Source organism: Bacillus sp. LSHTCR4 (assembly GCF_057197025.1).
Map to the genome: position 1 here is coordinate 1 of NZ_JBXUNO010000008.1, position 23,574 is coordinate 23,574.

General features: G+C 36.4%; 19 protein-coding genes and 2 tRNA genes. 17 read left to right on the top strand and 4 right to left on the bottom strand.

Annotated elements, in window-relative coordinates; all coding sequences use genetic code 11:
- Positions 1 to 5: 5 nt before the first annotated feature.
- The 16 genes from AC2CGR_RS26530 (at position 6) to AC2CGR_RS26605 (ending at position 18,663) form a co-directional block, all read left to right on the top strand.
- Positions 6 to 77 (top strand) — tRNA-Gly (locus tag AC2CGR_RS26530).
- Positions 78 to 87: 10 nt separating this feature from the next.
- Positions 88 to 160, top strand: a tRNA-Ala gene (locus AC2CGR_RS26535).
- A 115-nt stretch (positions 161 to 275) separates the two neighbouring features.
- Positions 276 to 1,421, top strand: coding sequence for a glycerate kinase (locus AC2CGR_RS26540; protein ID WP_484481353.1), 1,146 nt, complete (start codon positions 276 to 278; stop codon positions 1,419 to 1,421).
- A 209-nt stretch (positions 1,422 to 1,630) separates the two neighbouring features.
- A complete protein-coding gene (gene rocF / locus AC2CGR_RS26545) occupies positions 1,631 to 2,524 on the top strand; it encodes an arginase (protein WP_000711569.1) in 894 nt (297 codons plus the stop codon).
- Between the two features lie 248 nt (positions 2,525 to 2,772).
- A complete protein-coding gene (gene cdaA / locus AC2CGR_RS26550; protein WP_001115700.1) occupies positions 2,773 to 3,594 on the top strand; it encodes a diadenylate cyclase CdaA in 822 nt (273 codons plus the stop codon).
- Positions 3,587 to 5,074 carry a CdaR family protein gene (locus tag AC2CGR_RS26555; RefSeq protein WP_484481354.1) on the top strand — a complete coding sequence of 496 codons (1,488 nt, stop codon included), beginning with the start codon at positions 3,587 to 3,589 and terminating at the stop codon, positions 5,072 to 5,074. The genes cdaA and AC2CGR_RS26555 overlap by 8 nt, the downstream gene beginning before the upstream one ends.
- Complete coding sequence (glmM, locus tag AC2CGR_RS26560; RefSeq protein ID WP_000521482.1) at positions 5,067 to 6,413, top strand: phosphoglucosamine mutase; 1,347 nt, start codon at positions 5,067 to 5,069, stop codon at positions 6,411 to 6,413. The genes AC2CGR_RS26555 and glmM overlap by 8 nt, the downstream gene beginning before the upstream one ends.
- Before the next feature lie 287 nt (positions 6,414 to 6,700).
- On the top strand, positions 6,701 to 6,886 hold the full coding sequence (locus AC2CGR_RS26565; RefSeq protein ID WP_001208183.1) for a hypothetical protein: 186 nt from the start codon (positions 6,701 to 6,703) through the stop codon (positions 6,884 to 6,886).
- 12 nt (positions 6,887 to 6,898) lie between these two features.
- The gene (gene glmS / locus AC2CGR_RS26570) at positions 6,899 to 8,701 is read left to right on the top strand and encodes a glutamine--fructose-6-phosphate transaminase (isomerizing) (RefSeq protein ID WP_087966507.1); all 1,803 of its coding nucleotides are present in this window, start codon (positions 6,899 to 6,901) and stop codon (positions 8,699 to 8,701) included.
- A 363-nt stretch (positions 8,702 to 9,064) separates the two neighbouring features.
- A complete protein-coding gene (locus AC2CGR_RS26575; RefSeq protein WP_087966508.1) occupies positions 9,065 to 9,874 on the top strand; it encodes an alpha/beta fold hydrolase in 810 nt (269 codons plus the stop codon).
- A 408-nt stretch (positions 9,875 to 10,282) separates the two neighbouring features.
- Entirely contained in the window at positions 10,283 to 11,014 is a 732-nt protein-coding gene (gene gntR / locus AC2CGR_RS26580; RefSeq protein ID WP_000167474.1) for a gluconate operon transcriptional repressor GntR, read from the top strand.
- A complete protein-coding gene (gene gntK, locus AC2CGR_RS26585; RefSeq protein ID WP_029439140.1) occupies positions 11,007 to 12,542 on the top strand; it encodes a gluconokinase in 1,536 nt (511 codons plus the stop codon). The genes gntR and gntK overlap by 8 nt, the downstream gene beginning before the upstream one ends.
- A 116-nt stretch (positions 12,543 to 12,658) precedes the next feature.
- Positions 12,659 to 14,005 carry a gluconate permease GntP gene (gene gntP, locus AC2CGR_RS26590; RefSeq protein WP_001131723.1) on the top strand — a complete coding sequence of 449 codons (1,347 nt, stop codon included), beginning with the start codon at positions 12,659 to 12,661 and terminating at the stop codon, positions 14,003 to 14,005.
- A gap of 264 nt (positions 14,006 to 14,269) precedes the next feature.
- Complete coding sequence (gndA, locus tag AC2CGR_RS26595; protein WP_484481355.1) at positions 14,270 to 15,679, top strand: NADP-dependent phosphogluconate dehydrogenase; 1,410 nt, start codon at positions 14,270 to 14,272, stop codon at positions 15,677 to 15,679.
- Positions 15,680 to 15,992: 313 nt separating this feature from the next.
- On the top strand, positions 15,993 to 17,951 hold the full coding sequence (locus tag AC2CGR_RS26600) for a S9 family peptidase (protein WP_087966510.1): 1,959 nt from the start codon (positions 15,993 to 15,995) through the stop codon (positions 17,949 to 17,951).
- 145 nt (positions 17,952 to 18,096) lie between these two features.
- Positions 18,097 to 18,663: a DUF4256 domain-containing protein gene (locus AC2CGR_RS26605; protein ID WP_000126341.1), complete on the top strand. Its 567-nt coding sequence runs from the start codon at positions 18,097 to 18,099 to the stop codon at positions 18,661 to 18,663.
- A gap of 71 nt (positions 18,664 to 18,734) precedes the next feature.
- On the opposite strand, the gene AC2CGR_RS26610 is transcribed toward AC2CGR_RS26605, so the two are convergent.
- The 4 genes from AC2CGR_RS26610 to AC2CGR_RS26625 all read right to left on the bottom strand — a co-directional run bounded on the left by AC2CGR_RS26610 (position 18,735) and on the right by AC2CGR_RS26625 (position 22,331).
- A complete protein-coding gene (locus AC2CGR_RS26610; RefSeq protein ID WP_048553673.1) occupies positions 18,735 to 19,241 on the bottom strand; it encodes a DoxX family membrane protein in 507 nt (168 codons plus the stop codon).
- A 239-nt stretch (positions 19,242 to 19,480) separates the two neighbouring features.
- The gene (locus AC2CGR_RS26615; protein WP_087966512.1) at positions 19,481 to 20,398 is read right to left on the bottom strand and encodes a sigma factor regulator N-terminal domain-containing protein; all 918 of its coding nucleotides are present in this window, start codon (positions 20,396 to 20,398) and stop codon (positions 19,481 to 19,483) included.
- The gene (locus AC2CGR_RS26620; RefSeq protein WP_087966513.1) at positions 20,398 to 20,889 is read right to left on the bottom strand and encodes an RNA polymerase sigma factor; all 492 of its coding nucleotides are present in this window, start codon (positions 20,887 to 20,889) and stop codon (positions 20,398 to 20,400) included. Before AC2CGR_RS26620 ends, AC2CGR_RS26615 begins: the two co-directional genes overlap by 1 nt.
- 140 nt (positions 20,890 to 21,029) lie before the next feature.
- Positions 21,030 to 22,331 carry a DUF5068 domain-containing protein gene (locus AC2CGR_RS26625; protein ID WP_484481356.1) on the bottom strand — a complete coding sequence of 434 codons (1,302 nt, stop codon included), beginning with the start codon at positions 22,329 to 22,331 and terminating at the stop codon, positions 21,030 to 21,032.
- Between the two features lie 439 nt (positions 22,332 to 22,770).
- Between AC2CGR_RS26625 and AC2CGR_RS26630 the strand changes: the two genes are divergently transcribed.
- Positions 22,771 to 23,547: an SDR family oxidoreductase gene (locus AC2CGR_RS26630; RefSeq protein ID WP_131101245.1), complete on the top strand. Its 777-nt coding sequence runs from the start codon at positions 22,771 to 22,773 to the stop codon at positions 23,545 to 23,547.
- Positions 23,548 to 23,574 lie beyond the last annotated feature (27 nt).

A 23,574-nucleotide genomic window follows, 5' to 3' on the forward strand; every position in this document is an offset into this window, starting at 1 on the left:
TTTTTGCGGAAGTAGTTCAGTGGTAGAATACAACCTTGCCAAGGTTGGGGTCGCGGGTTCGAATCCCGTCTTCCGCTTAATTACTAAGGGGCCTTAGCTCAGCTGGGAGAGCGCCTGCCTTGCACGCAGGAGGTCAGCGGTTCGATCCCGCTAGGCTCCATCTAATAGAGAAAGCTTACATCATATGATGTAAGCTTTTTTTGTGTTTGAAAAGACAACTTTCATATTTTTCATTTAAAATGGAGAAAACGTGAAAATAAAGGATGGGGATAATTGTGAAAGTTGTTATTGCATCTGATTCATATAAAGAAAGCTTAAAAGCTATAGAAGTATGTGAGGCCATTGAAAGAGGTTTTGGAGCAATTTTCCCTAAAGCAGAGTATGTAAAAATACCAATTGGAGATGGAGGTGAAGGAACGGTTGATTCCCTTGTTGATGCCACAAGCGGGAGGATTATATCATTTCGTGTGACAGGACCGCTTAGAGAGAGCGTACAAGCCTTTTACGGTATGTCTAAAGATAAAAAGACAGCGTTTATTGAAATGGCAGCAGCATCAGGCTTACAACATGTTCCGGCTAAAAAACGAAACCCACTTATTACGACGACGAAAGGAACAGGAGAACTTATACTACATGCGCTAGACGAAGGAGCTGAGCATATTATTTTAGGACTTGGAGGAAGTGCTACAAATGATGGAGGAGCGGGTATGTTGTCAGCTTTAGGAGTGAGATTTATAAATGGAAAAGGAGAAGTAATAGAGCCATCTGGTGGAACGTTACATTCGATTGTCTCTATTGATTTTTCACAAATGGATTCACGCTTAAAGCATATAAAGATAGAGGCAGCATGTGATGTAGATAATCCGTTAGTTGGGATAAGAGGAGCATCTTTCGTATTTGGGCGACAAAAGGGTGCGGATGAAGAGATGATGAAAGAGCTGGATGAGAATCTAAAGCATTATGCGCATATCCTTAAACAATACCTATCTTGCGACGTATCTAAAATACCTGGTGCAGGAGCTGCAGGAGGTATGGGAGCAGCTGTTATTGCAGTGCTAAAGGGAAACTTGCGGAGAGGAATTGAAATTGTATTAGATTATACAAACTTTGATAAGCATATAGAAGGTGCAGATTTAATTATAACTGGCGAAGGGAGAATAGATGAACAAACAGCATATGGAAAGGCCCCAGTAGGTGTTGCGGAGCGTGCAAAGCATTTTCATATTCCTGTCATTGCTATTGGGGGATCGGTATCTCCGAATTATTCGGCTGTTCATGAAAAAGGAATTGATGCAGTATTTAGTATTACAACAAGTCCGATGACGTTAGAGGAGGCATATAAAGTAGCAGAAGAGAATATCGAAATGACAGCAAAGAATATTGCAGCAGTGTGGAAAATAGCATCAGAAAAACACTTCTAAATACAGGAGTGTTTTTTATTATTATCTAATAATAATGATGGTAGTTGTTTCATTAAGTTAACTTTATACATAGAATAGTCTTAACATTTGGATTTTGAAGCGGATATAAGTGAATAATTTGTATATCCATACAGAAAAATGTCGAGTTGAGTCAGACTATATAAAAGATTTAAAATATTTAGTGAAGGCACAGAAGGGGGATACTATCTATGAAAAAAGAAATCTCAGTTATTGGAGTTCCAATGGATTTAGGGCAGATGCGTCGTGGCGTTGATATGGGACCGAGCGCAATCCGTTATGCAGGGGTAATTGAAAGAATTGAAGAAATTGGATATGACGTTAAAGATATGGGAGATATATGTATAGAGAGAGAAAAAGAAGTAGATGTAAATACAAGCTTAAGAAACCTTACACAAGTTGCAACTGTATGTAACGAATTAGCAAGTAAGGTGGATCATATTATAGAAGAAGGACGTTTTCCACTTGTATTAGGTGGAGATCATAGTATCGCTATTGGTACATTAGCTGGTGTTGCGAAACATTATAAAAACTTAGGTGTTATTTGGTATGATGCACATGGCGATTTAAATACAGAAGAAACTTCACCATCTGGAAATATTCATGGTATGTCACTTGCAGCAAGTTTGGGGTATGGACATCCGACGCTTGTAGATTTATACGGGGCATATCCAAAGGTGAAAAAAGAGAATGTTGTAATTATCGGTGCACGTGCATTAGATGAAGGAGAAAAAGACTTTATTCGAAATGAAGGTATTAAAGTATTTTCAATGCACGAGATTGATCGTATGGGTATGACGGCTGTTATGGAAGAAACAATCGCGTATTTATCTCATACTGATGGTGTGCATTTATCATTAGACTTAGATGGTCTTGATCCTCATGATGCACCAGGAGTTGGAACACCTGTAATTGGTGGCTTATCTTATCGTGAAAGTCATTTAGCAATGGAGATGTTAGCGGAAGCTGATATTGTTACATCTGCCGAGTTTGTTGAGGTAAATACGATTTTAGATGAGCGAAATAGAACGGCAACAACAGCGGTTGCTTTAATGGGTTCTTTATTCGGTGAAAAACTAAAATAAATGTAAGAAAAGCAACTGAGAAGTTGCTTTTTTTATTTGAAAATAGGCGTATAATAATGATTTATATTATACTGTACGATAAGAATGTTTGACATCTTACCAATTTAGACTAAAGGGGGTTGTTTGTAATTGTCGTTTGTTTCATGTATGGTATAATTAACTAGTTGTTGGAAATACATACAGATAGAGCATAAAACAATATTTCAATATATGGATAGAATTGCTCGTAAGTAGGAGGAAGGGTTAGCATGCCTTTTGAAGATACGACCATTTTGAAATATCTTAGTACGGCATTAGATATTGCCGTTGTATGGTTTATTATATATAAGCTAATTCTCATAATCCGAGGGACGAAAGCTGTTCAACTTTTAAAAGGGATTACAGTTATTATTGTCGTTCGGATGATCAGTATTTTCCTTGAATTGCGAACGCTGTATTGGCTAACTGAACAAGTATTAACGTGGGGATTTTTAGCCGTTATTATTATTTTCCAGCCAGAATTGCGAAGAGCACTTGAGCAGCTAGGACGCGGGAGTTTATTTTCGCGTACTGGAACTCATGAGGATGATGAGCCTGAAATGGTTGCAACAGCGATAGCGAAAGCAACGGAATATATGGGAAAACGTAGAATTGGTGCATTAATTACTTTGTCAAAAGAGACCGGTATGGGTGATTATGTAGAAACGGGTATCCCGCTAAATGCAAACGTATCATCGGAATTACTCATTAATATTTTCATTCCAAATACACCTCTTCACGATGGAGCAGTAATTATGCAAGGAAGTACCATTAAAGCAGCAGCTTGCTATCTTCCGTTATCGGAAAGTCCATTTATCTCTAAAGAGTTAGGAACTAGGCATCGCGCTGCAATGGGAGTTAGCGAAGTTACTGATAGTATTACAGTAGTTGTGTCGGAAGAAACAGGCCAAATTTCTTTAACGAAAAATGGTAAGTTGCATCGTGATTTGAAGACAGAACAACTGAAAGATATGTTGTTAGCTGAGTTTAGTGCGAACGAAAAAACGACTTCTTCGTCTTTATGGAATTGGAGGAGAAAGCGTCATGGATAAGTTAATGGAGAATCATTGGTTTTTAAAAGGAATCTCATTACTATTGGCGTGTATGCTTTTTATGTCAGCAACTTTAACTGAAAAAAATACGACATCAGGGATACTGCCTTTTGCAAATGATGCGAAAGAAACATTAACTAATTATGATATTAACCTTAAGTATGATGAAGAGAAATATATTGTAAGTGGTATTCCGGCAGAGGGCGTTAAGGTAAAGTTAGAGGGTCCAAAAGCAGCAGTTGCTACAGCAAAAGCAAAAAAACAATTTGATATACCAGTTGATTTGAGAGATAGCGAAACAGGAACTTATGAAGTTTCTTTGAAAACGAACGGGCTTCCAGATGATGTGAAAGGAACAGTTCAGCCATCGACAATTAAAATTACTCTTCATGAAAAAGCAAGAAAATATGTTCATGTAGACTTGAAATTGTCAAATGAGGATCAGATGTCAGCGGGTGCTACTCTCGAAAAATCAAACATTAAACCTGATACCGTTGAGGTAGTTGGGACGAAAGAAGAAATCGAAAGTATTTCATCTGCTAAAGCGTATATTGATTTAAAAGGTGTTAATAAAACTGTTACAAAAACAGCCGAAGTTACACTATACAATAAAGAAGGAAAACGTTTAAATGTAAGAACAAGTCCATCTAAAATTAGTGTAACGTTAAATGTGGCGACGCAAGCTACGGCCAATAATACTGAAAGAACTGTTCCTATAGCATATACGAAAAAGGGGAGTTTACCAGAAGGATTGGCCGTTACAAATATTAGTGTTGAGCCGAGAGAAGTAACGATAGCAGGTCCAAAAGATATATTGGATAATATACAATCGATAGAGGGGGTCGAAGTAGATCTTAGTCAATTGACAGAATCTACAACATTCGATACCTCTGTTTTATTACCAAAGGGTGTAACAAGTGCGAAACCAAATCAAGTGAAGGTTTCAGTAGGCGTACAAAAAACAAAACAAACGAAAACAAGAACGATTGATGGTATATCAATTCAAAAAAACGGACTTTCTAAAGACGTTACGGCCCAGTTACTTTCGCCGCAAGATGGGAAGATAAGCGTTGATATTTCAGGAGAAACAAGTATAGTAGATAAAATAACAGCTGCTCAAATAACAGCAGTGATTAATCTACAAAATGTGTCTCCTGGTACGAAGGATGTTGCTATTCAAGTGAGTGGCCCTGGTAATATTTCAATAGAGCCAAAACAAAAAAGTGCTAAAGTCACAATTGTGAAGAAAGAAAATCCCGATAAAGAAGTACAGGGTAACGGTGAACAACCAGATTCAAACAATAATCAAGATAATCAAACTGAAAAACCAAAAAATCCTGAACCTGAACCTAAGCCTGATCCGGAAAAGGAGAAGGAAAAAGAGAAGGAACCGGAACAAAATAAAGATAAAGAAACTAGCCAAGAGCCAACAGTAGATAATCAAAAAGAGCCAGAAAAAGGAGCGAATCATAATGGGTAAATATTTTGGTACAGATGGAGTGCGCGGGGTTGCGAATCAGGAGTTAACACCTGAATTAGCGTTCAAAATTGGACGTTTTGGTGGTTATGTATTAACAAAAGATACAGATCGTCCAAAAGTAATTATCGGCCGTGATACACGTATATCAGGACATATGTTAGAAGGAGCTTTAGTAGCAGGTCTATTATCAACTGGAGCAGAAGTAATGCGTCTTGGTGTTATTTCTACACCAGGTGTTGCTTATTTAACAAAAGCGTTAGATGCACAAGCAGGTGTTATGATTTCTGCATCTCATAATCCAGTACAAGATAACGGAATTAAATTCTTCGGTTCAGACGGTTTTAAATTAACAGATGAGCAAGAAGCAGAAATCGAAGCTTTATTAGACAAAGAAGTTGATGAATTACCACGTCCAACAGGTACTAACCTTGGACAAGTGAGTGATTATTTTGAAGGTGGACAAAAGTATTTACAATACATTAAACAAACTGTAGAGGAAGATTTCTCTGGTTTACATATCGCTTTAGATTGTGCGCATGGTGCTACGTCTTCTTTAGCTCCGTACTTATTTGCTGATTTAGAAGCTGATATTTCAACAATGGGAACTTCACCAAACGGTATGAACATTAACGATGGAGTAGGTTCTACACATCCAGAAGTATTAGCTGAATTAGTAAAAGAAAAAGGTGCTGATATTGGTCTTGCTTTCGATGGTGATGGTGACCGTTTAATCGCTGTAGATGAAAAAGGAAACATCGTTGATGGCGATCAAATTATGTTTATTTGTGCAAAGTACATGAAAGAAACTGGTCAACTAAAGCACAATACGGTTGTTTCAACAGTTATGAGTAACTTAGGTTTCTACAAAGCACTTGAAGCTAACGGTATTACAAGTGATAAAACAGCAGTTGGTGACCGCTACGTAATGGAAGAGATGAAACGCGGGGGATATAACCTGGGCGGAGAACAATCAGGTCACATTATCTTACTTGATTACATTACAACTGGTGATGGAATGTTAAGTGCACTTCAACTTGTAAATATCATGAAAATGACGAAAAAACCATTATCTGAGCTTGCAGGAGAAATGACAAAATTCCCGCAATTACTAGTAAACGTTCGTGTAACAGATAAAAAACTAGCATTAGAAAACGAAAAAATTAAAGAAATTATTCGTGTTGTAGAGGAAGAGATGAACGGTGATGGCCGCATTCTTGTTCGTCCATCTGGAACAGAACCACTTATTCGTGTAATGGCAGAAGCACCAACACAAGAAGTTTGTGATGCATATGTACATCGCATTGTAGAAGTTGTGAAAGCGGAAGTTGGCGCTGAATAATTTGATGAATTTATTGAAAAAGGAGCACAAGAAGTGCTCCTTTTTCATATGTTTTATAGAAGATGAAAAAAATTTCATTGACGGTTGATCCATGTTTGTTATAAGATGGTCTTGTTCTTTTTCTCAAAGGAAATATTGTAAATTATAGAAGCGCCAGAACTACAAGTAGTGTAGTTGACGAGGTGGGGTTTATCGAGATTTCGGCGGATGACTCCCGGTTGTTCATCACAACCGCAAGCTTTTACTTAAATCATTAAGGTGACTTAGTGGACAAAGGTAAAAGTGTGATGAGAGAAAAGGAACGGATACAAACTAGCTGTATAAGTATATACGGACTTAAACCCAATCGAGAGGAAGGTGAAAGCCGTTACAAGCTTACAGGGCTAGCAATATGTAATCCGTTTTTTAGTATAAATAAAAATGGTATCGGACTATGTCGTTACATGTTCGCAGAGCAGTGTAAGCATTTGTAACGGCGACTAAACATGTGTGGAATCGTAGGATTTATTGGAGAGCAAGATGCAAAGGAAATTTTATTAAAAGGTTTAGAAAAGCTAGAATATCGTGGATATGATTCAGCAGGTATTGCAGTACAAGCAGAGAACGGTGTTGTTGTATACAAAGAAAAAGGCCGTATCGCAAAACTTCGTGAAATCGTAGATGAGAACGTAGCAGCAAGCGTAGGTATCGGACACACACGCTGGGCTACACACGGTGTTCCAAGTAAAGTAAACGCGCATCCGCATCAAAGTACATCAAAGCGTTTTACACTAGTTCATAACGGTGTTATTGAAAACTATGAATTAGTAAAAAAGGAATATTTACAAGATGTAACGTTCGTAAGTGAAACGGATACAGAGGTTATCGTACAGCTTATGGAACAACAAGTGAGCACAGGACTAAGTGTAGAAGAAGCGTTCCGTAATACGCTATCTCTTTTACATGGCTCTTATGCAATCGGATTACTTGATGCTGAAAATCCAAACATGATTTATGTTGCTAAAAACAAAAGCCCGCTATTAGTAGGTGTTGGTGACAACTTTAATGTTGTGGCGAGCGACGCTATGGCGATGTTACAAGTTACAGATCAATTTATTGAATTAATGGATAAAGAAATTGTAATTGTAACAAAAGAAAGTATTACAATTAAAAACTTACAAGGTGAAACGATTGAACGTGCACCGTTTACAGCGGAATTAGATGCAAGTGATATTGAAAAAGGAACATACCCTCATTTCATGCTTAAAGAAATCGATGAGCAACCACTTGTAATCCGTAATATAATTCAAAAGTATCAAGATGAAAATGGCGAGATTGAATTAGATCAAGACATCCGCAATGCGATTTTAGATAGTGATCGTGTTTACATCATTGCATGTGGAACAAGTTATCATGCAGGTCTTGTTGGAAAACAATTTATCGAGAAGTTTGCAAAAATGCCAGTTGAAGTGCATGTAGCAAGTGAATTCTCTTATAACATGCCATTATTAACAGAAAGACCATTCTTCATTTACATTTCACAAAGTGGTGAAACAGCTGATAGCCGTGCAGTACTTGTACAAACAAATGAAATGGGTCATAAAGCATTAACAATTACAAACGTACCTGGTTCTACGCTTTCTCGTGAAGCTGATTATACACTTCCGTTATACGCGGGACCAGAAATCGCAGTTGCATCAACGAAAGCTTACACAGCACAGCTTGCAGTACTTTCAATTTTAGCTGCAGACATTGCTAAAGCAAAAGGTGAAGTTCTTGATTTCGATTTAACACACGAATTAGGACTTGTAGCAAATGCAATGGTACAACTTTGTGATCAAAAAGAAGAAATGGACGCATTAGCAAAACAATTTTTAGCAACAACTCGTAACTGTTTCTTCATCGGACGTAGCGTAGACTTCTACGTAGGTTTAGAAGGAGCGTTAAAGCTAAAAGAAATCTCTTACATCCAAGCAGAAGGATTTGCTGGAGGAGAATTAAAACACGGTACAATCGCCTTAATCGAAAACGGTACACCAGTTATCGCACTTGCTACACAAGAACACGTAAACCTTGGAATTCGTGGTAACGTGAAAGAAGTAGTAGCACGCGGAGCTAACCCATGTATTATCTCAATGAAAGGCTTAGAAATGGAGGGTGACAGCTTCGTATTACCAGCTGTACACGAAGCACTAGCACCGCTAGTAGCCGTTATTCCATTACAACTTATCTCATACTACGCAGCACTTCACCGCGAGTGTGATGTTGATAAGCCACGTAACTTAGCTAAGTCTGTTACGGTTGAGTAGGAGATTAGTAGGTTAGTAAATATAGTGTAGTTTTGAAATAAAGTTAAGACGTTTATAAAAAAGGTGCGATGCTTTATCTCTTTAATCAAAGAATTGTAAATAAGCTATGATCAAACCTTTTTATAAAACATAAACATAAACCTGTTGGATAAGAAACCATTTTGATTAGACTTTTTCAAAATGGTTTCTTTTTATTCATCATAGAATACGGTTTAACACAGTATTTTTAATCAAACTTTATTTTAAAGCCACACATTGCTTTTTCTTATGGTGAATTTGTTTCTTAGTTATTTCCTGCATTTTATATCATTCATCAATCATGTAATGTTAAGGGAGATGACAAAAGAAAGGAAGAATGTACAAATGAGTATAGTAAAAAACGGAACATTGCAAGTAATTGGAGCAAGCATCTATTATGAGGTGCGTGGCTCGGGTCCAATTCTTCTTTTGATTCATGGTGGGGGTGGTGATGCCGACAAGTTCCATAATGTCGCCGACCATCTTGCTAAATGGTATACCGTTGTTACTTACGATCGTCGTGGTCATTCCCGTAGCAATCTCGTCAATAAAAATGAGGATTACCATGTGCACACGCATAGCGAAGATGCTCATCGGTTGCTAGCTAATCTGACCAAAGAACCGGCTTATGTATTCGGAAGTAGTTCTGGTGCTGTTATCGGACTTGATTTGTGCATACGTCATCCTGAGCAGGTACAGTTACTAATCCCACACGAACCGGTTTTATTACAACTTTTACCTGAAAATGAATTGAAGCAGGCTATAAATTTCATGGAAGACCTTAAAGTGAATCATCAAAGTGAGGTCATGAAGTTATTGTCAAATATTGATGATAGTAATTCCGAACCATCGAAGGATATGCTAACAGAGCGACTACTCGGCAATTCGATGTATTTCACTGAGTATGAAATCCCGGGAATTCTCAGCTATACTTTAAATATCGATGCATTAAAGTCCCTATTAAAACCTGCATCGATACAGGTAATTCCAGCCGGTGGAAGTATTTCACGAGAATCTTTTCCTTATCATTGCGCATTCAACTTAGCAGAACACCTCGGAACAGAATTCGCAGAGTTTCCAGGACATCATGTGGGTTATAACACAGTGCATCATAAAGAGTTTGCTGAGAGGTTACATGATGTTATTGAGAATTAATCGGGAAACTATCAATGAGCAGTGTATAAACACAATAGCGCGAATAGATATTCATGGAGTTACAAGACAATACGTAATTTAGGATTTTGTCTATATGTCTAAATTTATTTCAAAGCATTAGCAGAATATGAACAACTAAAAAAAGCAGCTACCTCTCCATTTAAAGGTAGCTGCTTCTTTTTACATAGATTCTATAATTATTTGTCTTTCATACCACTTGTTTAGTTTTCCATTCCCTAAATCTTCTTTATCAACAATAATAGTTTTGGGGTGACTTGATTTGTGAGCTTAATAATTATGGGCTTTCCTCTAATAGAACCAAAGTAAACAATAAAAGCGCTTGCATAATTAAAAATCCGAGTTATAATACTTGTATACAAGTATACTTGATTAACACGAGGTGGGTTTATGACGAAATCAATGGAATTTCTTTATCCTGAAAAATGGCTTTCAAAAGCTTCTACAGGTGATCGTGTTGCGAGCGAATTGAGAATGCGCATTATTGCAGGTGTAATTGAAAGCGGTACCATATTGTCAGAAAATAAAATAGCTGCCGATTTTTCTGTAAGTCGGTCACCCGTTCGTGAAGCATTAAAATTACTAGCTTCTGAAAATATTATTCGTTTAGAAAGAATGGGCGCAGTTGTCATTGGGTTAACCGAGAAAGAAATCGAAGAAATATATGATGTTCGTTTACTTATAGAAACGTTTATTTTTGAGCGACTTGGAAAGATAGACACAAATGATTTAGTAAGAGAACTAAATAAAATAATGGAAATGATGAAAATTGCCATTAAATATCATGATTCTGATGAATTTTCTTATCAAGATCTCTTATTCCATGAAACGATTATTCGAACCATTGAGCATTCCTACATCCTGATGATTTGGAATAATTTAAAGCCTGTTATGGAAAGCTTAATCCTTTTATCAATGCGTACTCGTTTCAAGGAAAAGTACGAAGACTTTGAACGGATTATTAAAAATCATGAGCTTTATATAAAAGCAATTGAATCAAAAGATCGAGCCCTCATGATTGAGGCCTTACATCAAAACTTTGATGATGTTCAAGGGAAAGTCGAAGACCTCTGGATGTCACAACAAATGTTATCTAAAGGAGTTGAGCAAGGACATGAGTAGCTATATGTTAGGTATAGATATCGGTACAACAAGTACGAAAGCAGTTTTATTCACTGAAAAAGGCGAAGTCATCCAAACCGAGAATATTGGTTATCCACTTCGCACACCGGATATATCCACAGCGGAACAAGATCCAGAAGAGATTTTTCAAGCAGTTTTACAAGCAATATCAAATATAACGAAACAGCATTCAGATAAAAACCCATCGTTTATTTCATTTAGCAGTGCTATGCATAGTGTCATTGCCATGGATGAAAATGATCAACCGCTGACACCTTGTATCACTTGGGCAGATAATCGCAGTGAGGCATGGGCACATAAAATCAAAGATGAACTGAATGGCCATGAAGTTTATAGACGAACAGGAACACCTATTCACCCAATGTCACCATTAAGTAAAATTACATGGATTGTGAATGATCATCCGGAAATTGCGATTAGAACAAAGAAATATATTGGAATCAAAGAATATATCTTCAAACAATTCTTTGATCAATATGTTGTTGATCATTCCATCGCCTCTTGCATGGGGATGATGAACTTAAAAAAACTAGGTTGGGATGAGGAAGCTTTAAAAATTGCTGGTATAACATCAAGTCAATTATCTGAACTCGTACCGACCACCCAAACATTTAGCAACTGCAATCCAGATTTAGCCCAAAAGATTGGTATCGATTCCCAAACACCGTTTGTCATTGGTGCTAGTGACGGGGTGCTTTCTAATCTAGGTGTGAATGCAATTCGAAAAGGTGAGATTGCTGTCACAATTGGAACAAGTGGTGCTATTCGGACCATCATTGATAAACCACAAACAGATAAAAAAGGAAGAATATTTTGTTATGCCTTAACGGAAAAGCATTGGGTAATTGGTGGACCGGTAAACAATGGAGGAATGGTCCTTCGTTGGATTCGTGATGAACTTGCTTCATCAGAAGTAGAAACTGCGAAAAGACTAGGAATTGATCCATACGATGTATTAACTAAAATAGCTGAACGCGTGAGACCTGGTGCAGACGGATTATTATTCCATCCATACCTCGCAGGGGAACGTGCACCATTATGGAATCCAGATGTACGTGGCTCCTTCTTCGGTTTAACGATGTCACATAAGAAGGAACATATGATTCGTGCAGCTTTAGAAGGCGTTATATATAATTTATACACTGTATTTTTAGCATTAACAGAATGCATGGATGGTCCTGTAACTCGTATTCAAGCAACAGGCGGCTTCGCAAGGTCTGACGTTTGGCGACAGATGATGTCCGATATTTTCGCATCTGAAGTCGTTGTTCCAAAGAGCTACGAAAGCTCTTGTCTAGGTGCATGTATATTAGGTCTCTATGCCACAGGAAAAATTGATTCTTTTGAAATCGTTTCCGAAATGGTTGGCAGTACCTACAAACATACACCGAAAGAAGAAGCAACAAAAGAATACAGACAATTACTGCCTATATTTATTAACCTATCAAGGGCGCTAGAAGACGATTATACACGAATTGCAAATTATCAAAGAAATTTAATAAAGTAAAACTTTCATCAGTAATCCCCATGCCTCGCTTCTATCTAAATCTCGAGGTGGGGGGCCTTACTGCCCACGAATAGCGGGATCAATACAAATACAGCTAAGATTAGGGGGGAACTACGATGCCATTAGTCATTGTAGCAATTGGGATTTTAGCATTACTTTTACTGATTATGCGCTTTAAATTAAATACCTTTATTTCATTAATCATTGTATCCGTCGGGGTTGCGTTAGCACTTGGAATGCCACCAGAAAAGATTTTTAAAACCATTGAAGCGGGATTAGGCGGAACACTTGGGCACTTAGCACTCGTTTTTGGACTTGGTGCGATGTTAGGTAAGTTGCTTTCAGATTCTGGGGGTGCACAACGCATTGCCATGACCCTTGTGAAAAAATTTGGTGAAAAGAACATTCAATGGGCTGTTGTGACTGCCTCATTTATTATCGGGATTGCATTATTTTTTGAAGTAGGATTAGTATTATTAATTCCGATTGTATTTGCAATTTCAAGAGAATTAAAAGTTTCTATCTTATATCTCGGTATTTCGATGGCAGCTGCTTTATCTGTAACACACGGATTTTTACCACCACACCCAGGACCAACTGCTATCGCTGGTGAATTGCATGCAAACATCGGTGAAGTATTACTTTACGGTTTTATGATAGCGGTTCCAACGGTTGTGTTAGCTGGACCTGTATTTACTAAACTTGCAAAAAAACTAGTACCTGAGGCGTTCACAAAAACCGGTAATATCCAATCATTAGGTGAGCAGAAAGTATTTAAACTTGAAGAAACTCCTGGTTTTGGAATCAGTGTTTTTACCGCTTTACTGCCTGTTCTTTTAATGGCAGTCGCTACAATTATTACTTTGTTGCAAAAAACAATGGGATTCAAAGATAATAGTTTACTAGCAACGATTGAGTTTATTGGGAATGCGGATACTGCCATGTTGATATCCTTACTAGTTGCGATCTATACAATGGGATTGGCAAGAAATATTCCAATCAAAAACGTGATGGAATCTTGTACAACAGCGATCTCGAATATTGGGATGATGCTCTTAATTATTGGTGGAGGCGGCGCTTTCAAACAAGTATTAATTGATGGCGGCGTTGGTAACTATGTAGCCGAATTATTCAAAGGAACTTCATTATCACCGATCTTGCTCGCATGGATTATCGCTGCCATCTTACGTATTTCATTGGGGTCTGCTACGGTTGCTGCATTAACAACTGTCGGTTTAGTGATTCCGATGTTAGGCCAATCTGATGTTAACCTTGCTTTAGTTGTCCTTGCAACAGGGGCTGGTAGTTTAATTGCTTCACACGTGAACGATGCTGGTTTCTGGATGTTCAAAGAGTACTTTGGTTTAAGCATGAAAGAAACATTTGCAACATGGACTTTACTTGAGACTATCGTTTCTGTAGCCGGATTAGGGTTTACTTTATTATTAAGTTTATTTGTATAGATCTTTCTAAACAGTAAAAGGGATACGGAAGCTGCTTAATGTGATTTTTCATAATTAACCAGTTATTTTTCATGATTGATTAATAAGGATGAAAATTTCTCTTTATTTTTTAACTTGATAGTGATGTGCCGTGTCCCTTTAACCTTTTGCACGAATACTGGCAGAGCCTATTGAAATGAAAAAGTTGGATTATTTGATTAAAGTATTATTTTAGGTATATATACTATAATACAGAGTAACATACATGGAAAGGAACGATAGAATATGGAAAAGTTACAAATTGGAGTTGTTGGTGTGGGCGTTATGGGAAAAAGCCTCGCACTTAACTTTGAGAGCAAAGGGTATTCTGTTGCCCTATATGATATTTCAAAGCAAAAAGTTGATGAAACCATTGAGGAAAACCGTGGTAAAAACTTAGTTGGTACTCATATAGTTGAAGAGTTTGTTAACTCACTTGAATCACCTAGAAAGATTTTATTAATGGTTAATGCGGGGGAAATTACAGATAAAGCGATTGATTCTCTAGTCCCTCACCTCGATAAAGGTGATATTTTAATTGACGGTGGTAATACATACTTTGTCGATACAATTCGCCGAAACAAACGTCTTGCCGAAGAAGGAATCAATTTCATCGGGGCAGGTGTGTCAGGCGGCGAAGAGGGTGCATTGAAGGGACCATCTATTATGCCAGGCGGACAGAAGGATGCATACGAAAAAGTAAAGGATATGCTTGAAAACATCTCTGCAAAAGTGAATAACGAGCCTTGCTGTTCTTATATCGGACCTAATGGGGCAGGACACTATGTAAAGATGGTTCACAATGGTATTGAGTATGGAGATATGCAATTAATTTGTGAAGCATATTTCTTCTTGAAACAAACACTAGATTTGACTGCAGAAGAGTTCCATGAAATATTTGCTGAATGGAATAAAGGTGAACTGAACAGCTATCTAATTGAGATTACAGCCGATATTTTCAAGAAGAAAGATGAAGAAACTGGTAAGCCATTAGTGGATGTTATTCTTGATACTGCAGGACAAAAGGGTACAGGGAAATGGACAAGTCAAAGCGCACTTGATTTAGGTATCTCTCTGCCTATTATCACGGAATCTGTATTTGCACGTTGTATTTCTGCTTTAAAAGAAGAGCGTGTGAACGCAAGCAAAGTTTTATCTGGCCCTAAAGATAAAACGGCAATTGGAGTTGAAAAAGCCGAATTAATTGAAGCGGTGCGCCAAGCTTTATATATGAGTAAAATTTGTTCTTATGCACAAGGATTCACGCAATTGAAGGCAGCTTCTGAGGAATATGATTGGAACCTTGATTTTGGCAGCATTTCTATGCTTTGGAGAGGCGGATGTATTATCCGTGCTGCCTTTTTACAGAACATTAAAGAGGCTTATGAGACTAACACTGACCTACCGAACCTTTTACTTGATCCATACTTTAAAGAAATTGTAGAGTCATATCAAGGTGGATTACGCCAAATTATCTCAATGGCGGTACAACAGGGCATTCCGATACCTGCATTTTCAGCAGCAATTTCTTATTATGACAGCTATCGTACTGCCAAACTACCTGCAAACTTGTTGCAAGCGCAGCGCGATTATTTTGGAGCGCATACGTATAAACGAGTAGATAAAGAAGGTACATTCCATACAAAATGGATATAAAATAAAAAATGGACTAAGATTAAATTCTTAGTCCATTTTTTATTCCACAATTCGTAGGCTATAAGACTCCCACTGATGGAAGTTCGCTTTAAACGAATGTATGAATCAAAATGCGTTTATTTTTCCCATTTAGATGAAAACCACATAATCTTTAATTTGAGTGGATAGAACTCTATAGATTAAAGTTTTACTTTATCAACTTCACTTTTATTTATCTGAATTTTCCGTTACTATTTTAAGTAGCCGTGAACAATTTCCTTTATTATGACAAAAAGGGACGAGAGATTTATGGACATTACAAGGGGGCATATGGATGAAAGTGAGTGAAAAAACATATTTAAGTATAGAAGAGGTTATTTCATTACCGGCCGTATCAAGTACAAACATAAGTGATGATGGCAAAAATGTAGCATTTGTTAAGAGGACAGCTAACTGGAAAGACAATACATATAGAAATCATGTATGGATATATGAAAAAGGTAAAGGGCAAAGTTATCCATTAACAAATGGGGATATAGATAGTACATGCCCGTTATGGTCTCCAAATTCTAGGGATATTGCATACCTTAGCCCTGGTGGTAATGGGAAAAATCAAATCTTCGTTAAGTCATTAGATGGTTATGGTGGGGTGCAAATTACTGATGAGGAAGAAGGGATCAGTACATTCAAATGGGATCATACTGGTAAAGGTTTTTATTATATTACACAGTCAAAAGAATGTGAGGAAATAAAGAAACGTAAGGAGCTATATGGAGATTTTCAACATGTAGGTAAGGAACATCAAAATAATTGTTTATGCTACATTGAAATAGAAAAAGTGATACAAAATGATAAAGAGGAACGAGAGATTAACGGTGTTTATCAATTAACTGATGGTAAGGATTTTTATATCCATGACTTTGATATTTCAAATGATGGGAAAAAAGTTGTATGTATGGCTACACCAAGCCTAAACGATTATATGAATGGTGATCTATATATATTAGATGTTGAAGCTGAGGAACTGCAAAAGATGAATGTAGATAGGTTGTTGGGCGGGAGCGTTTGCTTTTCTCCTGAGGGCAGCAAAATATGTTACTCAGCAAGCATAAGAGAGAAGGAGTATTATAGAAACCATATACAAGAGAGTACATTAGAGATATATGATATGAATACGGGAGAGGTACTTCAGCCTCTAACAAACTTTGATAGTACAGTTATGCCATTACAGTGGACAGCTAAAGGAATTTTAATTCGATGGCAGGATAAGACGAATTACCTTATTGGTGTGCTAGCTGAAGGTGGCACTGTAGAAACATTAAGCGAAAAAGTAGATGGATTTATAATGGATGCCTCTATAACAAGAGATGGCAATCATATAACCTATAATAAGGCTATAACAAATGAAACTTTTGAAATTTATTTGGATGATAAAAAAATAACGAATGAAAATAGCTTTTTCGAAGGGAAGCTTAAAAGCAACAGGGAAATCATCTCATGGCAAAGTAGTGATGGTCTTAAAATAGAGGGTGTTTTATCAAGACCAGTAGAGTTTGACTCAAATAAAAAATATCCTTTATTAGTAGTAATTCACGGAGGTCCGGCTTGGGCATCTTTTCCGATATTTTCAGACTGCTTCAATGAGAAATATCCGATTGAACAGTTTGTTGAAAAAGGCTGTATCGTTTTAGAGCCAAACTATAGAGGAAGTTCTGGTTATGGTAATGAATTTTTAAAAGCGAACTATAGAAAACAAGGAATTGCTGATTACGATGATGTTATATCTGGAGTGGATGAACTAGTTGAAAAAGGGATGGTAGACAAAGAGAGAGTAGGAGTAATGGGATGGAGTAATGGAGGATATATATCAGCGTTTTGTTCTACATTTAGTAATAGATTTAAAGCGATTTCAGTTGGGGGCGGAATTACGAACTGGATTACCCATTATGTAAATACAGATATCCCTTATTTTATTAGAATGCATTTAGGAAATACTCCATGGAATGATCCAGATATATATAGGAAAACATCACCAATGACATATATTAAATCAGCCTGTACGCCTACCTTAATCCAACATGGCGAAAAGGATGCAAGAATACCAATTACAAATGCATATGAGCTACATCAAGGATTAAGAGATATGGAAGTTGATACAGAATTAATGATATTTAAAGGAATGGCATATAGTCCTGATCAGCCAGGAATGAATGTAGCTATTATGAAGCAGAATTTGATGTGGTTTTCACACTATATACTTGGGGAAAGTATGAAAGATTTTAGAACTATATAATAGATATCCGCGTAGGGATTTTCCGTTGGGTAATCGGGTCAGATTGTTGGAAAAGAGATACAACAAATTATATAATTTGTTGTAAACTAAACTATTATTGAAGAGATTTAAGTGAGTATAAAGAAACGTAATTCGGAGGACAAATATGACAGCGAATAAAAATGAGTTATCTGTAGAACAACGTGAAGAACTAATAAAAGTATTACAAGCTCGTTTTGAGAAAAACATGAACCGCCATGAAGGTCTTGAATGGGCTAAAGTTGAAGCGAAGATAGAAGCTAATGCTGAAAAATTATGGTCACTTAATGAAATGGAAGTAACAGGCGGTGAGCCGGATGTTGTTGGATATGACAAAGAGAAGGACGAGTATACTTTCTATGATTGTTCAAAGGAGAGTCCTAAAGGTCGTAGAAGCCTTTGTTATGACCTTGAAGCGTTAGAATCAAGAAAGAAGCATAAACCAGAAAATAACGCTATTGATGTGGCAGCCGCTATGGGTATTGAACTATTAACTGAAGAACAATATCGAGAGTTACAACAACTTGGAGATTTTGATATGAAATCATCAAGCTGGGTACAAACACCTTCAGATATTAGAGAACTCGGTGGTGCGCTATTTTGCGATTATCGCTTCGGACATGTTTTCGTGTACCACAATGGAGCAGACTCTTATTATGCTGCCAGAGGTTTTCGTGGCTCGTTAAGAGTTTAAATTTGGAGTAAATAAAAAAGAGCCTATACGCAGGCTCTTTTTCTTATTTATATTTTAAGAGTAAACCGTTACTACGCAGTTTTACTTAATTTATATGTTCCGTGGTTGTTTTTACGGAAAAGTTTTGGGAAAACATAGCCATCTAATCCAATGCGTCCAGCATTCTGTCCTGCAACTAAAATGAACATAGTCAAAATAAGCAGGTTTGGATTTACACTAACAGTTCCGCTTAATAAAAATGAAAGATTCATTATGATTCCGAAAAATGCAGCTGTTTTTGTTAATCCGCCTAAAATTAAACCTAGACCTACTAAAATTTCTCCCCATTGAACTAAAAAGCTAAATAGGTCTGCGTTTGGAAGGACAAAATGTTGAAGAAAATCTGCCCACCAACTTTGCACTGCAGGATGGTCACCTGATGCTTGAGCAATAGCGCCCTTTAGAAAACCACTTGCGTCAAAAGATTGTCCAAAGACTTTGCCTATTCCAGCAGCGAGCCATGTATACCCTATGTAAAGTCGTAAAAATAATAATATGAAAGTAGCACGTTTATCAGTTCTTAAAAAATTGATAACCATTGAAATCCCTCCAATATTGTATTTACAAGTTTATTATATATCCATTGTGAAAAAATTCACAATGGATATAATGTGAACAAATTTATGATTTTTATTTATAAAATTGTACATAAAATATTGTGAAGTTTATTTTTGGAAATTAAGCAATAAATGAGAGGTAGGAGCTATCTATTGTAGCGGATAGCTCCCGTAGTAAACAGGTTCATGTATACTTTTTAAGTTCATATGGGGGTTCCTTATTATTTCTCTGGTTTTATATAAGGAACAACTTGCGCAGTCACTCCTACAGAGGCACCGCGAATAAAGTCTTGGTTTTCTAATACCTTAAAGTTTTCGGTTTTTCCTGTTAGCATAACACCTAAAATTTTCACTTGATCGAATGGTTTGTCCTTGTTTGCCTTTAAAAACTTCTGGATATCTTCGTCATATTCATCGTCATCGTATTGTTTAAGGGAATCAAAGAATCTTTTGTACGCTTCTTCAGGTTCTTTTTCTGGATCAAATCCGTAAACTGGCATACCAGAAGGACCTCTGTTTTCATATTTAATAGGTGAGACCATGTATAGCCATACGATATTTAAGTTATCTGGTATTTTTGTTCGAATTTCTTTTAATGTATAAGGCTGATTGAAAGAGATAGCGACTTCTGCTACATAGTTTTCCATTGTTGAAACGGCACTTAATTCATTTTTGACTCCATTATGATATTCTTTGATGGCTGGATTATAAAATGTAGCAACTTTATTTTTCGTTTGTTTATCATAATTATAAGCCTCTTTACTAGAACTAGACCAATAGGATCCTGGTATTAACTCGTTGTAATCGATATTAGAGCGAAACCAATCGTAAGAGCTTGTCAGTGTATTCCATCGTACTACGTAACCGTTAATGTTTTTAGAGCGATTAGATACGATATTGCCGCCAAACATAGAAGAATTACTCGTTACTTGAGAATCAATTTGCACATTCGGTTCTGCAATTGCGTTATGTAAAAAGAGATGTTCATGAAGCTTCGTAGAGCTTTTCGCTGCGAAGTAATTGCCCACCTTGTACATTATAGGAATTAGCATGATTACAACGATAATAGAAGTAATGATGATTTTAAGTAACTGTTTCCTTTTCGCTTTTTTTAATGCATCTTTTAAAGAAGTATCCATTAAGGTTTTCCTCCTACTGTAGAATGAATTGTTTTACGTGCGCGATGTAACTTTTGTTTAACGCTGTTTACTCGAATATCTAGTATTAGTGAGATTTCTTCATATGTAAAATCGTAATAATACTTTAAAAAGAAGGCTTCTTTGTATTCTAGTTTTATATCTTTTAATAGATAGAAAATCTCATCTTTATTTAAAACAGCATCTAATTCTCGGTCTGTATATTGTAGTTTTGAATAAATCTCTTCAGTTAAATAGATGTTTTGCTGCTCTTTTTTTCTTTTCAAGTCAATGTATTCGTTTAATGCAACCCTAAAAAACCATGGACGTATGTTATTCTCTGTTAGGTCATCTAGCAATGTATATACTTTATAGAAAGTATTTTGGATGATGTCTTCTGCGTCTTCTTTTATAGCCCCTTTCGCTAGTAATAGTTTGAACACTTCCTCCCCTAAATTGATAAGATAGGAGGTCAATATATTTTCTTTTCCCATCATTTTTCCTCCCTATACTTATACAACGGATAGGTAATCATAAATGTATACACTTAAATGAAAGTTTTGTTCTTGATACAAATAGAAAAGGCATATAACAATCATATGTTATATGCCTTTTCTATTATATATTTAGTAATTTATTTAGGTAATGTAAATTTAGCTTTTTTACCTTGTGAAATATCTTTAGCTTCTTTATTTCTCATAGGTCCTAGCTCAATCTCAAAGCTTTTGTCTTTCCAAATTTTTTCATACTGCTCTTGATCTAAAATAAATACTTGTAGTAACTCTCCAGATGTTCCCGTTTTGACTGCAGCGTTATAGTCGTAATTTAGTAGCATACCTTCATTAATCGTATATTGTGTACCATCATTCACTCTTAATGTAGAGCTTATAGGAGATAGTGAAACGTCTTGAGTATCTTTGTTATCAAGCTTGAATTTCACTGTTAATAGAACAATACCATTTTTGAAATTTGCAAAGCGTGGAGCTTCGACGGAATTTGGTGTGAATTGAGTAAATTGGTATCCGTCTAATGTAACATGAACAGCACCTAATTCTTGGCTGCTATTAATACTTGATTTCTCTTTTAACATTTTTTTATCGCCCATGTTATTAGCCGTAGCTTTATCTTGGTAGAAAGTTTTATCTGTTGCAACCTTCTCAGCACCTTGTTTATTTAAACTTAATGAAAAGCTTCCAGGGCTTCCGATTGGAGCATCGAATTTTCCTTTATTAGCTTGTGCAGTTGGGACTGTGACTGAGACTGTTGAGAGACTTGAAATTTTCGCTAGATCATCTTTTCCGAATGGATACGCGATATAACCAGAAATGGTTTCTCCGGCTTTTACTAAGTAATCATTCGTTGGAGCAAGCTTAGTTGGTAGCTGATCTTCTTTTGGAATTAAGTCTTTATAGTTACTATATACTTTCTGAGCACCAGTAAATGATATGTCCAATGCTGGCATATAATAAATATCTTTAGCTGAACTATTTTTTACGCTATAGTTCACAAGAATGACTCCGCCCTCTGTTTGACGGTTAAATGGAATGTTAAAGTCCGTATGGAATCCATTTAATTCAACTAATGTATAACTGTTCATTGATACTGAAACATCTTCAGCTTTATAAACTTGTGGTTCCTTATTTTCAAAAAGAACCTTTGTTTTACCACCTGTTTCTTTTTCCATATAGGAAATAAGTTTCGAGTAATCGCTGGAGCTAGTAGCGTTATTTTCCGTCTTTTTATCTTCAGTTTTCTTGTTTTCGGATTTTCTATCTTCAGGTTTATTTTCTTTCGTTGTATCCGTTTTTTCCGTTTTGCTTTCTTTTGTTGCATTCTCTTTTTGTTCTTTATTTGTCGTATCGCTTTGACCACAGCCGGTTATTACAAAAGCTGCTACGATTACTGCAGAAAATAAAGAAAGTAATTTTTTTGACATGTTTCTTCCCCCTATTTGTTTAAAACTAAACTCTCACATTAGCCCCACATTTTATTATAAGAAGACTAGTCAATATTTACCAGTGTTTTTTCTGATTATTTCCATTATTTAAATATTATAATGTAATAAAATCGATAGAAGTTTGGAATGGAATATTGGTTTGTATTTTTAAATCATTTGAAATATTACATTATATTGGTATGATAGAAATAGAGATATATGGAAAGGAGACAAGGACTGAATATGTGGATGAACTTGTAATGATTAGAAATTAGATAGATGAATTTTTCTCTCATAAGTGAGGGTTTATTTAGCTATCTGTAAATCATTCAAGGACTGCATATTTGGCTTGTACATCCCTTTTGTAAGAGTGGATACTTATGTGGGGAAATTTATATCTCTTATAGGAAATATGCGTCCTTTAAAATTGGAGGAGTATATGATGAATCAATTAAAAGATAGAGTAGCAGTTATTACAGGTGTAAGTCGTCTAGATGGTATAGGTGCAGCGACTTGTAAAGAATTAGCTGAAGCAGGATACGATATATTTTTTACATATTGGACAGCTTACGATAAAGAGATGCCTTGGGGCGTTGATCAAAGTGAACAAATACAATTAAAAGAAGAATTACTAAAAAACGGTGTGAAGGTATCAAGTATGGAGTTAGATTTAACTCAGAATGATGCACCGAAAGAGCTTATAAATAAAGTTACTGAACAACTAGGCTACCCTCATATATTAATTAATAATGCAGCGTATTCTAAGAATAATGATTTCTCTAATTTGACTGCTGAAGAGCTGGATAAGCATTATATGGTAAATATTCGTGCGACTACATTGTTAAGTAGTCAATTTGCCCGAGGATTTGATAAGAAATCTGGTGGTAGAATTGTGAATATGACGTCGGGACAATTCCAAGGTCCTATGGCGGGGGAACTAGCGTATGCAACAACGAAGGGAGCTATTGATGCTCTTACTAGTACGTTGTCAGCTGAGGTAGCTCATTTAGGAATAACAGTGAATGCAATTAACCCAGGTCCAACTAGTACAGGATGGATGACTGAAGAGATAAAGCAGGGATTAAAGCCGATGTTTCCTTTTGGAAGAATTGGTGAACCAAAGGATGCAGCGAGGCTCATTAAGTTTTTAGTAAGTGAAGAAGCAGAGTGGATTACAGGGCAAGTTATTCACTCAGAAGGTGGATTTAAAAGATAAAAAGAAGGTATCTCGCCCTGGTGAGAT